The sequence below is a fragment of the Corynebacterium tardum genome (assembly GCF_046717785.1).
Lineage (GTDB): Bacteria > Actinomycetota > Actinomycetes > Mycobacteriales > Mycobacteriaceae > Corynebacterium.
This window is the reverse complement of sequence record NZ_CP177104.1, coordinates 2,419,153-2,434,664: the sequence shown is the minus strand read 5'-3', so window position 1 is coordinate 2,434,664 and position 15,512 is coordinate 2,419,153. Positions and strand designations below refer to the sequence as shown.

The window sequence follows — 15,512 nt, the reverse complement described above, 5'->3', positions numbered from 1 at the left end:
CGGATTCCCACTTACGCGGTCACGTGTCCCTAGCGTGATCACCTCTTACAAGTCTTAAGGAAAGGACTTCTTGGTATGTCTAAGAAGCGCTTGCGCGTTACATCCAGCGCCCGTCGCCGCGGTACATCCTTCGCGGCAGCTGTCCTATCTGTCGCACTGATTGCTCCGTTCGTTCACCCTGTTGTTGCACCGCAGACGGCCGCCATGGCGTCTGCTGCAGAGCTCACTGATGCAGACGGCAACTACATTCCGGCGGCTTCCGGGCGAATCAATGACAACGGTGAGGAGGACGGCCTTCTCTATGCCGGCCTTGTGCCCGAGTTTACCAATGCACAGCAAAACAACCCGCAGTACGTCTTCAAGGTTCCGCATCTAAGGAAGGCGATTTGGAATACCGGTAAGACCCCGGAGGGGGATACGGATGCGAACGGCCAGTACATCCGATTCCGTGATGAGGCCCTCTACTCCCAGATCGCCCGCATTGAGCTGGTGGGTGAGAATGGTGACCAACAGGGTTCATTCACCAAGCGTGATCCGAAGGGCTCTGAGTGGGGACTGAAGTTCGAAAACACTAGGAACTTTCCTGGCGCATCTGGTGTCCCGTATGCTTCTTATATTCAGATCTTCTTGAAGAATGGCAAGAAGATTGAGGATCTTGGCCTTCCGGCAGAGGGTTCGCAGGTTGACTACTACTGGGTCCGTAAGGATGGTCGAATCTTCAATAACTCTGTGCAGCACGTGAACCTCGTTAGCAAGAGTCAGCTTGCGGGGAAGAACGGCATTCCCTCAAGCACTTTCGCGGGCACGGGAGAGAGTGTGTTCGGCAACAACGGTATCACTAAGCAGCTGAAGTACAACCAGGAGAACGGGTCTATTAAGTCCACCGCCACCGGCACGTTCTCGTTCTTTGATTACTCTGGCAACCGGTACTGGAACTGGATTCTTAACGAGTACATCAGCCCTGATGTAGCGAAGCACATTACCGACGTCACGGTCTACAAGTCTGATATGGAAGGCAATCCACTTAAGGGCGCGAAGAAGTGGAAGATGGACTTCGACAAGGAGACAGGGCTCGCAACTACCGCAACTCGCCCCGAACTGTCCTACGTCCCACACGGGACCGACATTGACGCAAAGACTAAGGACCAAGTGTGGGTCAACACGAGCAACATCGTGGGTTTCCCGTCTAACGCCACCGGCAGCTTTACCATCGAGTACCAGCTTGAAGAGGGCGCGGAAAACCTCGCCAATTCCCCGTACGGTAAGCGTATCGACACCACCTCCTGGATCTCGGTGGACTTTACGGACAAGTGGCCTAAGACCCTGCCGAACGACGAAAAGCAAGACGGCGGTGCTGAGCCGACGCTGCTGAGGAACACGCTCAAGTCCGACTTCCTCAACATTGCGGATTCCGATGGGGATGGGCTCACTAACGACTACGAGCGTGAACTTGGTACCGACTCGTCGGCTGTAGACACTGACGGCGATGGTATTCGCGACGATGTCGAGGTCCTTACCGATGGCACCGATCCGGTAGACGCGAAGTCCTTCAAGCCTGCTGCTCCGCAGCCGGGTGAGAAGGAAGTCCTCCCGAAGATCGATTCTTTGTCGGGCACCATTAAGCGTGAGCAGGATAAGGACACTCAGGGCAAGGACATCCCGCTGCTTGATGTCACGAATGCTGACGCCGCACCGGTCAAGATTGTCGCTGTGCCGACTGCGAAGCTGAGCGAAGACGAAGACGGCAACCTTAATTATGAGGCTGCTGACGCTATTGCCGTTGCATCGCTTGACGACGCCGCAGCTATCGAGAAGGGCGAGTTCAAATCCGGCAAGCTTGAATTAAAAGAGGGCACGGAGTACACGCTCGTTGCGGAGTCCCCGAATGGTGAGCGCACCAAGGGTGGCACGTTCAAGGCCACCAAGGATGCCCCGACCGAAGCAACCGAGACCCCGTCCATCGAGCCGGTAAAGGCTGGTGAGACCAAGGTCACTGTCGAGGCTCCTGCAGGCAGCGAGGTGAAGGTAACCCTGCCGTCTGGTAAGGAAGTCACCGCTACTGAGGATGCGGACAAGCCGGGCACCTTCACCGCAGATATTCCTGAGGGCGAAAAGCTCAAGGCCGATGACGAGATTAAGGCCGTGGCAACTGAGGATGGCAAGAAGCCGTCGAAGCCGGCAACCGTAAAGGTTACGGCTGCGGACGCACCGAAGCCGGAGAATCCAACCGACCCTGAGACTCCTGAGGCCGATAAGACCTACGGCGTTGACTACCCAGCGCTGGAGAACCTTGCCGTGGACGGCGAGAACGCCACCTCTAAGGTTTCTCCGAAGCTGACTCTCAACGGTGAGCCCGTGGATACCTTGCCTGAGGGATCTAAGTTCACGGCGGATACCGCCAATGCACCTGGCGGCACAAAGGTGACCTTCGATGAGAACGGTGCTGCAACCATCACCGTTCCGAAGCAGGAGCCAGGCGCTCCAGCTAAAGTTTTTGAGCTGCCGGTTACCGTTACTATCGATGGCGAAGAATTCACCGACACCATCGTTGTTCAGGTCCCAGCTGGTGATGAGAAGCCGGCTCCTAAGGATCTGGTCGTTGACAAGATTCAAGGCCAAGAGACCTGGTCCGATGAGGCCATTGACCCGATTCAGGTCGCAGCCACCAACGCCGATGGTGCGGAGCTGTCCAACCCCAAGTACGAGCTCGTTGGTGCACCTGAGGGAATCGCCATCGATGAAAACGGCAAGATCACCGGTACCCCTGCTTATAACAAGGACACCGCTGACATTGTGACCGAGGACGGCAACGCTGTCTACAACGTGACCGTCAAGGTCACTGATGGCGACAGCACCGGTACCCAGACCTTCCCGCTCGTGGTCAAGGACGCCACTGCAGACTCTGACAATGATGGTCTGACGGACAAGCAGGAAGCCGAAAAGGGTACCGATCCGAAGAAGGCCGACACTGATGGTGATGGTCTGACCGATAAGGAAGAGGTTGACGGCTCCAAGAACAAAGGCGAGTCGACCGATCCGACCAAGGCCGACAGTGATGAAGACGGCGTTAACGACGGCGACGAGGTCAACAACACGGACGCCGACGGTAACCCTGCCCCCACCGATCCGAACGATGCGGATGATAAGCCGGCAGGTCCGCAGGTAGCTGTCGACGAGTCCTCCAAGACCCCGGTGGAGCCGACTGATGATGAGCAGTCGACTGGTGTGAAGGTGGAGAACCCGACGGGTAAGACCACTGTGACCGCCAAGGATGAGGACGGTAAGGGTGTTCCTGCCAAGATTGACCCAGAGGCCGGTGAAATCCTCGTTACGCCGGGTGAGGGCGTTGATGGCCCGATTACCGTGACAGTTGAGGATCCGTCTCTGGACCAGCCTGCTACTGCTGAGGTTGCGGTTAATGGTCACGAGAAGGACCAGGATGACAACAATTCCGAGCCTGCGAAGGACTCTGATGGTGACGGTGTCTCCGATGAGCAGGAAGCTGCTGACGGTACTGACCCGAACAAGGCCGACTCCGATGACGACGGTCTGACTGACGGTGAAGAGAAGAAGCTCGGGACCAATCCGAATGAGGCTGACTCCGACGGTGATGGTGTCAACGATGGTGATGAGGTCACCGATGGCACCGATCCGCTGAAGGCTGACACTGATGGCGACGGCCTGAAGGATGGTGAGGAGAAGGACAAGGGTACTGATCCTCTTAAGGCCGATACCGACGGTGACGGCTTGTCGGACAAGCAGGAGCTGGATGGTTCCGAGAACACCGAGCACGGTAACGAGCCGACGGATCCGACGAAGGCTGACTCCGATAAGGACGGTCTGACTGACCGTACTGAGATTGAAATCGGTACGGACCCGAACGTGGCGGATACCGACGGTGACGGTGTCAACGATGGTGATGAGGTCAAGGCTGGTACGAACCCGACCGTGAAGGAGGAGACTCCTGAGGAGCCTGCGAAGGACTCGGATGGTGATGGTGTCACCGATGAGCAGGAGGCTGCTGATGGCACCGATCCGAACAAGTCTGATTCTGATGGTGATGGCCTGAGTGACGGTGAGGAGAAGCAGCGCGGTACTGATCCGAATAAGGCTGATTCTGACGGCGATGGTGTCAACGATGGCGACGAGATCACCGACGGCACTGATCCTCTCAAGTCTGATTCCGATGGCGATGGCCTGAATGATGGCGAGGAGAAGGAGAAGGGTACTGATCCTCTTAAGGCCGATACTGATGGTGATGGCCTTTCCGATAAGGACGAGCTGGACGGTTCGAAAAACACCGAGCACGGTAACGAGCCGACGGATCCGACGAAGGTTGACTCCGATGGCGATGGTCTGACTGACCGCACGGAGACCGAGCTTGGCACCGATCCGAATAAGGCTGATACCGACGGCGACGGCGTCAACGATGGTGACGAGGTCAAGGCCGGTACCAACCCGAACGCGAAGGAAGAGACTCCTGAGGAGCCTGCGAAGGACTCGGATGGTGATGGTGTCTCCGATGAGCAGGAGGCTGCTGACGGCACTGACCCGAACAAGGCTGATTCCGATGGCGATGGGCTGAGCGACGGTGAGGAGAAGGAGCGCGGTACTGATCCGACGAAGGCTGATTCCGACGGCGATGGCGTCGAGGACGACCAGGAAGTTAAGGACGGCACTGATCCTCTCAAGGCTGACACTGATGGCGATGGCCTCAGCGACGGTGAAGAGAAGGAGCTGGGTAGCGATCCGACCAAGGCTGACACCGATGGCGACGGCCTGACGGATGCCGAGGAGAAGGATAAGGGTACTGATCCTGCCAAGGCCGATACCGATGGTGATGGCCTCTCCGATAAGGAAGAGCTCGACGGTTCCAAGAACACTAAGCACGACAACGAGCCGACGGATCCGACCGAGGCTGACTCCGATGGTGATGGTCTGACTGACCGCACCGAGATTGAGATCGGTACGGACCCGAATAAGGCTGATACCGACGGCGACGGCACCAACGATGGTGATGAGGTCAAGGCCGGCACCAACCCGACGGCCAAGGACGAGCCTGCTCCCGAGCAACCTAAGGTTGCCGTCGAGGGCGCTGACAAGCCAAACACCGTTAACCCGACGGACGACGAGCAGTCGACCGGTGTGAAGGTGGAGAACCCGACCGGCAAGACCACGGTGACCGCCAAGGATGAGGACGGCAAGGCCGTTCCGGCCACGATCGATCCGGACACCGGCGAGATTCTCGTTACCCCGGGTAAGGGTGTTGATGGTCCGATTACTGTGGCGGTGAAGGATCCCTCCCTGGATGAGCCTGCAACCGTGGAGGTTCCGGTCACTGGCCACGAGAAGGGCAAGGACGACAACGGTTCCGAGGACACCGGCGGCGTGACCCCGACCGACCCGTCCGAGGAGCCGGCGAAGGATTCCGATGGTGATGGTGTCTCCGACGAGCAGGAGACTGCTGACGGTACCGATCCGAACAAGGCCGATTCCGATGGCGATGGCCTGAGCGACGGTGAGGAGAAGGAGCGCGGTACTGATCCGACGAAGGCTGATTCCGACGGCGATGGTGTCGAGGATGGTCAGGAAGTTAAGGACGGCACCGACCCGCTGAAGTCTGATTCCGATGGCGACGGCCTGAAGGATAGTGAGGAGAAGGAGAAGGGTACTGATCCTCTTAAGGCCGATACCGATGGTGATGGCCTCACCGACAAGCAGGAGCTGGACGGTTCCGAGAACGGCAAGTACGGCAATGAGCCGACCGACCCGACCGAGGCTGACTCCGATAAGGATGGTCTGACTGACCGTACGGAGACCGAGCTCGGCACCGACCCGAACGAGGCCGACACTGATGGAGACGGTGTCAACGATGGTGACGAGGTCAAGGCCGGCACCAACCCCACCGTGAAGGAGGAGACCCCTGAGGAGCCTGCGAAGGATTCCGATGGTGATGGTGTCACCGATGAGCAGGAAGCTGCCGACGGTACTGACCCGAACAAGGCTGATTCCGATGGTGATGGGCTGAGCGACGGTGAGGAGAAGGAGCGCGGAACCGATCCGAATAAGGCTGATTCCGACGGCGATGGTGTCGAGGACGGCCAGGAAGTTAAGGACGGCACCGACCCGCTCAAGTCTGACACCGACGGTGACGGCCTGACGGACGGCAAGGAGAAGGAGAAGGGTACTGATCCTCTTAAGGCCGATACCGATGGTGATGGCCTGTCGGACAAGCAGGAGCTGGACGGTTCCGAGAACGGCAAGTACGACAACGAGCCGACGGATCCGACGAAGGCTGACTCCGATGGCGACGGTCTGACTGACCGCACGGAGACCGAGCTCGGCACGAACCCGAATGAGGCCGACACTGATGGCGACGGCGTCAACGATGGTGACGAGGTCAAGGCCGGCACCAATCCGACCGTGAAGGACGAGTCCTCCCAGGAGGAGCCGAAGACCACGGTCGAGGGCGCGGATAAGCCCGCCACGGTGAAGCCGAACGGCACCGAGCAGTCCACTGGCGTGGAGGTCTCCAACCCGGCAGGAACGACGGTGTCCGCGGTCGATAAGAAGGGCGCGAAGGTCGATGCCCGCATCGATGAGGACGGCGACCTGGTCGTCACCCCGGGCGAGAAGGTGGAGGGCCCGATTACGGTCACCATCACCGATCCGGACCTGGACGGCGGTAAGACCACGGTGGAGGTCCCGGTAGAGGACCAGACCCGTGCACCGGAGATCAATCCGGTGACCGAGGGCGATACCACCATCACGGGTACTGCTAAGCCGGGCGCCGAGGTCACAGTCACCATCACTGACAAGGACGGTAAGGAGAAGCTCAAGGGTGAGCCGGTAGACGTCGATAAGAACGGCGAGTGGAACCTGAAGCCGGCGGTAGGTGTCGCTGCGGGCGATAAGGTCACCGTGACGGATTCTGACGGTAACGAGAAGTCTGTTGTTGTCAAGGGAACTGACGCCCCAGAGCCAACCGACCCGACCGATACCACCGACCCGAGCGATGGCAACCAGGCGACGGGCTCGTCTGAGCGTTGCTTGGCTACGGGCCTGGGTGCTGGTATCCCGCTGCTGTTCCTGATTCCGGTTGGTCTGGCTTCTCAGCTCAACATCCCGGGTCTGAAGGAGTTCGTGGCACCGATTGATGGTCAGATTCAGGCGCTGAATACTCAGCTGCAGAAGCAGGCTGGTATCTTCCAGGGCCCGCTGGCTGGTCAGGCTGCTGCGTTTGATGCTCAGCTCAAGCGCTTCGGCATTAACGCTAGCTCCATCGCGCTGGTTGCTGCTGGTGCGCTGGCTATCGGCCTTATCGCTGATGCCTGCACCCCGGGCGCTGGTTCTTCGGACGGTTCCTCCGATGGTTCTTCCAAGTAAGAGGCCCAGCGTGAGGTAACCGCGCGCTAGACGGCCCCCCTTCCCACACCGATATCGACGGTGCGGGGAGGGGGCTGTGGCGTTTGGGGGAGGAGGGGGACGTCGCCAAGCAGTGCAGCGTAGAAAGTGTGAAATAATCGGGGAATGACTATTGCAGGCCATATCGGAACCCCGCTGACCGGAAGCGCCACCAAGGTGCTGCTTCTTGGGGCGGGTGAATTGGGCAAGCAGCTCGTCGTAGCCTTCCAGAACCTGGGCCTCGAAGTTCACGCTGTGGACCGCTACGCCGGGGCGCCGGCGCAGCAGCTCGCGCACTTTAGCTACATCGCGGACATCGGGGACCCGGCCAAGGTGTGGGAGCTGGTGCAGCGCATCGGACCGGATTACGTGGTGCCGGAGGTGGAGTCCGCTTCCGTGGAGGCGCTGCTGCGCATTGAGGAGGAGACGCCGGCCGTGGTCGTGCCCACGGCGCGGGCCTGTGAGCTCACGCAGTCGCGGGAAAGCGTGCGGGAGGTGGCGGAGAGCATCGGCCTGCCGGTCACGGCGTACACCATTGCGGAATCTCCGGAACAGCTGCGCGCGGGCGTGGAAGAGCTGGGGCTGCCGTGCATTGTGAAGCCGGATGTGACCACGTCCGGCAAGGGCCACGTCTTGCTCAGGGACGCCGAAGACATCGACGAGGCATGGGCCATGGTGAGCCGTGTGTCCTCGGACCACAAGCGCGTAGTGGCGGAGCGCTTCGTGGACTTTGACTATGAGGTCACGCTCCTGGCGGTGCGCTCCATCGACCCGGCCACGGGCAAGATGGCCACCTGGTTCAGCGAGCCCATTGGTCACCGCCACGAGCATGGTGACCTGGTGGAGTCCTGGCAGCCGATGGCCATGAGTGAGGACGCGCTGGCCAACGCCCGCTCTGTCGCCGCGCGCATCTCCAACGAGCTGGGCGGGCGCGGCGTGTACGGCGTGGAGCTTTTCGTGGCGGGCGATGACGTGTACTTCTCTTCCGTGTCCCCGCGTCCGCTGGATACGGCGATGCTTACGGGCTACACGCAGCGCTTCTCTGAGTTCGAGTTGCACGTGCGCGCCATGCTGGGCTTTCCCATCGACGTCACGATGGTCTCCCCGGGTGCGTCCGTCATCGTCCATGCAGACGCCGAGCTTGCCGACGTCTCCTTTACCGGCCTCGACCACGCCCTCTCCTACGCGGAGACTGACGTGCGCCTCTTTGGCAAGCCAGGCGCCTACGTTGGCCGCCGCATGGGCATGGTGTCCACGACCGCGGAGGATGTCGACACCGCCCGCGACAGGGCCGCTCTGGCGGCTGCGAAGATACACGTGGTCTCCACGCCGGGCGATAGCGTCCAGGGCGATGTCCAGACGATCAACCCGGTGGGGACCTCCATCCCAGACATCGAGGTCCTGGAGGTCCGGGAACCGGTCATCGATGTCGACCCGAAGCTCACCCGCTCCGCCGACGACTAAGCGGGGAAGTACATAAGCGGAATTTATAGTCGGGGGTAGTTGCCCGGGGGTGGACGTACGCTGGGGTTTTAAGCGGTCACGCAATGGTGTGTGGCCGCTTCTTCGCTGATTGTGACGCCGCCGACGGCATGTGGCGGGGTCTAGCTCTGTCCAGTGAAGAATTAATGAGAACACGCGTTCTACAGATCTAACGGGACGCGACTTTGCGGACACGAGAACCTTTAAAGGGGATCGAATTCATTAGAGAGGGGTACTTTGTTTCCCGAATGAGATAACTAGTTGACGGTGAAACAAATAAACCCCAGCTGAAACTGAAAACTTACCTAAGAATTGCGTCTGGGCGCTGGGGTCCTGCGCGGGGGAGGTAAGAATATTAATGAGAATAACCCTGGGTTAAAAAGTGGACCATGTGACGAACGGGCGTTCTATATGTGCAAGGAAAAGGTGATACCAACAGTTTTTACCTGCGGATTTACCCGAAAGACGCCGATATAAGTGGACCCTATAGAGGAACAGCAATCTTGCTGGCTCCTGTGCAGAATGATAATCTGCTGAGTGGACTGTAAGAGTTAATCGAGAGTCTGATGGAATTTCCGGAGGTCAGAACGGAAATACCACGTAAAGATTTCAGATTAGAACAGCGATCTGTCTGCAAACTGCAGAAAAAAATTGTAAGTATTTGAAACGCTCGAAGAGGAAACGATGAGTAGATTAAGGAACATCTCCAGAGAGGGGTGGATGGTCTTTACCGCAGTGCTTGCTGCCATTGCGGTCATTGCTGCCATGGTCACCGTTCCTTGGGGAAAGGCGCAGGCTGAAGAGTCGGCGCCAACCGACTTTGTGCCTAACGAGACGTTGGGTGCGAAAACCGACGATCTGGCGCTTGATGAGTCGTGGGGGCCGTTGGTGTGGGCTGGCAAGCCTACTGTTACTGGCTTCCACAAAGGCAACCCTGCTAATAATGTTGGATGGGCGTGGTGTATTGATGCCACGGCGGCTATTCCAATGCAGACCAACTTTAAGTACAGTGCCTCGACCGCGGGTAAGGCGCCCATTCAGGATGAGTTTCGTGATGGGGCGATTAATGTAGCCATGAAGCTGCGCGATGCTGTGGATCGTGGGGACAAGGTTGCTGCCCGAAACTACTCGGTCTATATGTCAGCTCTGCTTGCTTCGACTGCACAAAATCAGAAGGCTGCAGCGCTCACTATTACTGGTGATGACTACAAGTTTGACAACCCGTACGACCAAGAGTGGTACCCAACCTTTAAGGAAGACGGGGGAAGTGCCGAAGAGTTTAAGCAGCTGACGGGCCTGGACATCAATACCACGAGGAGTAGCAACGGCTTCGATGTTGAATTCGTGCGCGATCCGTCGGTTGACGTCCCTAAGGCTCCTGCAGGCGCTTACATTACAATTGTGGGCCCCAACGGACAGTTGGGGGGTGACCCGAACGGTCAACGTGTGATGCCGCCGGATCAGCCGGGCCTCCCCGGTGATAACGGTGGTGGACACGAGACTCCGGATGTCCCGACCCCGGGCACCGAAACGCCTACCACCGAAACCTCTGAAAACCCTGTTCCCAAGACTCCGTCGATTGAGACGAAGGCTGAGTTTGCGAAGGGTTCGAAGCCGCGTGTTGTTAATGGTGCGGTTGTTACTGACACTGTGACCTATGAGGGTCTGGTTGCTGGTAAGAAGTACCACCTGGATGCGACGTTGATGTCCAAGGATGGCAAGTCTGTCCTGGGTGATGGTGAGGCTGAGTTCACTGCTGCTGAGGGTGGTAGTGGTTCCACGACGGTTGATATCACTGTGAAGAATGCTGAGCAGCCGGTTGATGCTGCTGTGGCGTTTGAGGAGTTGACCTCTGTGGAGGTTAATGCTGATGGTGATGAGACTCCGGGTAATGAGACTCCGAATAAGATTGCGGAGCACAAGAATCTTGAGGATGAGGCTCAGACTGTTACCTCTAAGAAGGCTCTGACTCCGTCGATTGAGACGAAGGCTGAGTTTGCGAAGGGTTCGAAGCCGCGTGTTGTTAATGGTGCGGTTGTTACTGACACTGTGACCTATGAGGGTCTGGTTGCTGGTAAGAAGTACCACCTGGATGCGAAGCTGATGTCTAAGGATGGCAAGTCTGTCCTGGGTGATGGTGAGGCTGAGTTCACTGCTGCTGAGGGTGGTAGTGGTTCCACCACGGTTGATATCACTGTGAAGAATGCTGAGCAGCCGGTTGATGCTGCTGTGGCGTTTGAGGAGTTGACCTCTGTGGAGGTTAATGCTGATGGTGATGAGACTCCGGGTAATGAGACTCCGAATAAGATTGCGGAGCACAAGAATCTTGAGGATGAGGCTCAGACTGTTACCTCTAAGAAGGCTCTGACTCCGTCGATTGAGACGAAGGCTGAGTTTGCGAAGGGTTCGAAGCCGCGTGTTGTTAATGGTGCGGTTGTTACTGACACTGTGACCTATGAGGGTCTGGTTGCTGGTAAGAAGTACCACCTGGATGCGACGTTGATGTCTAAGGATGGCAAGTCTGTCCTGGGTGATGGTGAGGCTGAGTTCGCTGCTGCTGAGGGTGGTAGTGGTTCTACGACGGTTGATATCACTGTGAAGAATGCTGAGCAGCCGGTTGATGCTGCTGTGGCGTTTGAGGAGTTGACCTCTGTGGAGGTTAATGCTGATGGTGATGAGACTCCGGGTAATGAGACTCCGAATAAGATTGCGGAGCACAAGAATCTTGAGGATGAGGCTCAGACTGTTACCTCTAAGAAGGCTCTGACTCCGTCGATTGAGACGAAGGCTGAGTTTGCGAAGGGTTCGAAGCCGCGTGTTGTTAATGGTGCGGTTGTTACTGACACTGTGACCTATGAGGGTCTGGTTGCTGGTAAGAAGTACCACCTGGATGCGAAGCTGATGTCTAAGGATGGCAAGTCTGTCCTGGGTGATGGTGAGGCTGAGTTCACTGCTGCTGAGGGTGGTAGTGGTTCTACGACGGTTGATATCACTGTGAAGAATGCTGAGCAGCCGGTTGATGCTGCTGTGGCGTTTGAGGAGTTGACCTCTGTGGAGGTTAATGCTGATGGTGATGAGACTCCGGGTAATGAGACTCCGAACAAGATTGCTGACCACAAGAATCTTGAGGATGAGGCTCAGACTGTGACTTCGAAGGATGAGGAGACCACGACTTCGACCGAGCCGACCAACCCGACGAACCCGACGGAGCCGACCAACCCGACGAACCCGACCGAGCCGACGGAGCCGACGGAGCCGACCAACCCGACGAACCCGACCGAGCCGACGGAGCCGACCAACCCGACGAACCCGACCGAGCCGACCGAGCCGACCAACCCGACGAACCCGACCGAGCCGACCAACCCGACGGAGCCGACGGAGCCGACCAACCCGACGGAGCCGACCAACCCGACGGAGCCGACCAACCCGACGGAGCCGACTGAGCCGTGCAAGCCGGGTGATGAGACGACTCCGGCGAAGCCTTCTGAGCCGGGCGAGGAGACCACTGAGCCGACCCAGCCGGGCGAGGAGACCACTGAGCCGACCGAGCCGACCGGTGAGACCACCGAGCCGACCGAGCCGACTAAGCCGTGCAAGCCGGAGGTTCCGACTTCTGAGACGACGACTACTAAGGTGACTAGCTCGAAGGCGAATAAGCCGGGTAAGGCGAAGATTTCGACGAATGCTGACTTTGCTAATGGCGCAACTGAGGTTGTTGCTGGTGCGCAGGTCAATGACAAGGTGACTTACGAGGGCTTGGTCCCGGGTAAGGAGTACACCTTGAAGGCTGAGTTGATTTCTAAGGTTGATGGCTCTTCTGTTCTGGGTGAGGGTCACAAGACCTTTACGCCGGATGCTGCTAAGGGTGAGGTTGTTGTTGAGATTTCGGTTGATGAGTCTGTGACTGAGCCGGTTGAGGCTGCGGTTGCTTTCGAGGAGTTGACTTCTGTGGAGGTCAACGGCAAGGGCGAGGAGACTCCGGGTACTGATTCGGAGAAGCCGAACCACATTGCTGACCACAAGGACATCAACGACAAGGATCAGACTGTTCCGAAGGAAGAGGAGACCACGACTTCGACCGAGCCGACCAACCCGACGAACCCGACGAACCCGACCGAGCCGACGGAGCCGACGGAGCCGTGCAAGCCGGGTGATGAGACGACTCCGGCGAAGCCTTCTGAGCCGGGCGAGGAGACCACTGAGCCGACCCAGCCGGGCGAGGAGACCACTGAGCCGACCGAGCCGACCGGTGAGACCACCGAGCCGACCGAGCCGACTAAGCCGTGCAAGCCGGAGGTTCCGACTTCTGAGACGACGACTACTAAGGTGACTAGCTCGAAGGCGAATAAGCCGGGTAAGGCGAAGATTTCGACGAATGCTGACTTTGCTAATGGCGCAACTGAGGTTGTTGCTGGTGCGCAGGTCAATGACAAGGTGACTTACGAGGGCTTGGTCCCGGGTAAGGAGTACACCTTGAAGGCTGAGTTGATTTCTAAGGTTGATGGCTCTTCTGTTCTGGGTGAGGGTCACAAGACCTTTACGCCGGATGCTGCTAAGGGTGAGGTTGTTGTTGAGATTTCGGTTGATGAGTCTGTGACTGAGCCGGTTGAGGCTGCGGTTGCTTTCGAGGAGTTGACTTCTGTGGAGGTCAACGGCAAGGGCGAGGAGACTCCGGGTACTGATTCGGAGAAGCCGAACCACATTGCTGACCACAAGGACATCAACGACAAGGATCAGACTGTTCCGAAGGAAGAGGAGACCACGACTTCGACCGAGCCGACCAACCCGACGAACCCGACGAACCCGACCGAGCCGACGGAGCCGACGGAGCCGTGCAAGCCGGGTGATGAGACGACTCCGGCGAAGCCTTCTGAGCCGGGCGAGGAGACCACTGAGCCGACCCAGCCGGGCGAGGAGACCACTGAGCCGACTGAACCGTGCGAGCCGGGCAAGGAGACGACTCCGGTGACTACTGAGCCGACTGGTGAGACCACCAAGCCGGGCAAGCCGGAGGTTCCGACTTCTGAGACGACGACTACTAAGGTGACTAGCTCGAAGGCGAATAAGCCGGGTAAGGCGAAGATTTCGACGAATGCTGACTTTGCTAATGGCGCAACTGAGGTTGTTGCTGGTGCGCAGGTCAATGACAAGGTGACTTACGAGGGCTTGGTCCCGGGTAAGGAGTACACCTTGAAGGCTGAGTTGATTTCTAAGGTTGATGGCTCTTCTGTTCTGGGTGAGGGTCACAAGACCTTTACGCCGGATGCTGCTAAGGGTGAGGTTGTTGTTGAGATTTCGGTTGATGAGTCTGTGACTGAGCCGGTTGAGGCTGCGGTTGCTTTCGAGGAGTTGACTTCTGTGGAGGTCAACGGCAAGGGCGAGGAGACTCCGGGTACTGATTCGGAGAAGCCGAACCACATTGCTGACCACAAGGACATCAACGACAAGGATCAGACTGTTCCGAAGGAAGAGGAGACCACGACTTCGACCGAGCCGACCAACCCGACGAACCCGACGAACCCGACCGAGCCGACGGAGCCGACGGAGCCGTGCAAGCCGGGTGATGAGACGACTCCGGCGAAGCCTTCTGAGCCGGGCGAGGAGACCACTGAGCCGACCCAGCCGGGCGAGGAGACCACTGAGCCGACTGAACCGTGCGAGCCGGGCAAGGAGACGACTCCGGTGACTACTGAGCCGACTGGTGAGACCACCAAGCCGGGCAAGCCGGAGGTTCCGACTTCTGAGACGACGACTACTAAGGTGACTAGCTCGAAGGCGAATAAGCCGGGTAAGGCGAAGATTTCGACGAATGCTGACTTTGCTAATGGCGCAACTGAGGTTGTTGCTGGTGCGCAGGTCAATGACAAGGTGACTTACGAGGGCTTGGTCCCGGGTAAGGAGTACACCTTGAAGGCTGAGTTGATTTCTAAGGTTGATGGCTCTTCTGTTCTGGGTGAGGGTCACAAGACCTTTACGCCGGATGCTGCTAAGGGTGAGGTTGTTGTTGAGATTTCGGTTGATGAGTCTGTGACTGAGCCGGTTGAGGCTGCGGTTGCTTTCGAGGAGTTGACTTCTGTGGAGGTCAACGGCAAGGGCGAGGAGACTCCGGGTACTGATTCGGAGAAGCCGAACCACATTGCTGACCACAAGGACATCAACGACAAGAACCAGACTGTTCCGAAGCCGGGTAAGCCTTCCGAGACTCCGGGTGAGGGCCACGGTCACGGCAATGGTGACGGTGACGATGATGACCATGGCAACGGCAAGGGCAATGGCAACGGCGGTTCCAGCAAGTCTGACTGGCCGTGGTGGCTGCTGCTCATCCCGGGCCTGGGTATTGTCAAGATCATCACTGATGGTCACGATGGCGGCCACAACGGCGGCCATGATGGTGGCAATGGTGACCACGATGGTGGCAATGGCCACAACGGGGTGACCGAGGACAACGGCCACGGCGGCGACCAGGGTGATGACCGCGACGTCACCGTCCTGGATGCCACCCCGCCGGAGGACGCTGGCCAGCCGCTGCCGTCCAACGCCGAGCGTGTTGAAATCAAGCACGTACCGTCCGGTGCGACCAAGCTCGACCCGGGTATGAAGGACTTCATCAAGTAGTCCGCCCACCA

3 protein-coding genes are annotated in these 15,512 nt (G+C 58.4%); all 3 read left to right on the top strand.

Annotated features, from left to right (window positions below):
- The first annotated feature begins 75 nt into the window (after nucleotides 1-75).
- The 3 genes from ACLI1P_RS11700 to ACLI1P_RS11690 all read left to right on the top strand — a co-directional run bounded on the left by ACLI1P_RS11700 (nucleotide 76) and on the right by ACLI1P_RS11690 (nucleotide 15,501).
- Nucleotides 76-7,386 carry a hypothetical protein gene (locus ACLI1P_RS11700; protein WP_411708956.1) on the top strand — a complete coding sequence of 2,437 codons (7,311 nt, stop codon included), beginning with the start codon at nucleotides 76-78 and terminating at the stop codon, nucleotides 7,384-7,386.
- A 144-nt stretch (nucleotides 7,387-7,530) separates the two neighbouring features.
- Complete coding sequence (purT, locus tag ACLI1P_RS11695; RefSeq protein WP_306507612.1) at nucleotides 7,531-8,868, top strand: formate-dependent phosphoribosylglycinamide formyltransferase; 1,338 nt, start codon at nucleotides 7,531-7,533, stop codon at nucleotides 8,866-8,868.
- A gap of 738 nt (nucleotides 8,869-9,606) precedes the next feature.
- On the top strand, nucleotides 9,607-15,501 hold the full coding sequence (locus ACLI1P_RS11690) for a VaFE repeat-containing surface-anchored protein (protein ID WP_411708955.1): 5,895 nt from the start codon (nucleotides 9,607-9,609) through the stop codon (nucleotides 15,499-15,501).
- The last annotated feature ends 11 nt before the right edge of the window (nucleotides 15,502-15,512 follow it).

Coding starts and splice junctions, on each gene's coding strand:
- purT (WP_306507612.1), top strand. CDS start 7,531: ATGACTATTGCAGGCCATATCGGAACCCCGCTGACCGGAAGCGCCACC.
- ACLI1P_RS11700 (WP_411708956.1), top strand. CDS start 76: ATGTCTAAGAAGCGCTTGCGCGTTACATCCAGCGCCCGTCGCCGCGGT.
- ACLI1P_RS11690 (WP_411708955.1), top strand. CDS start 9,607: ATGGTCTTTACCGCAGTGCTTGCTGCCATTGCGGTCATTGCTGCCATG.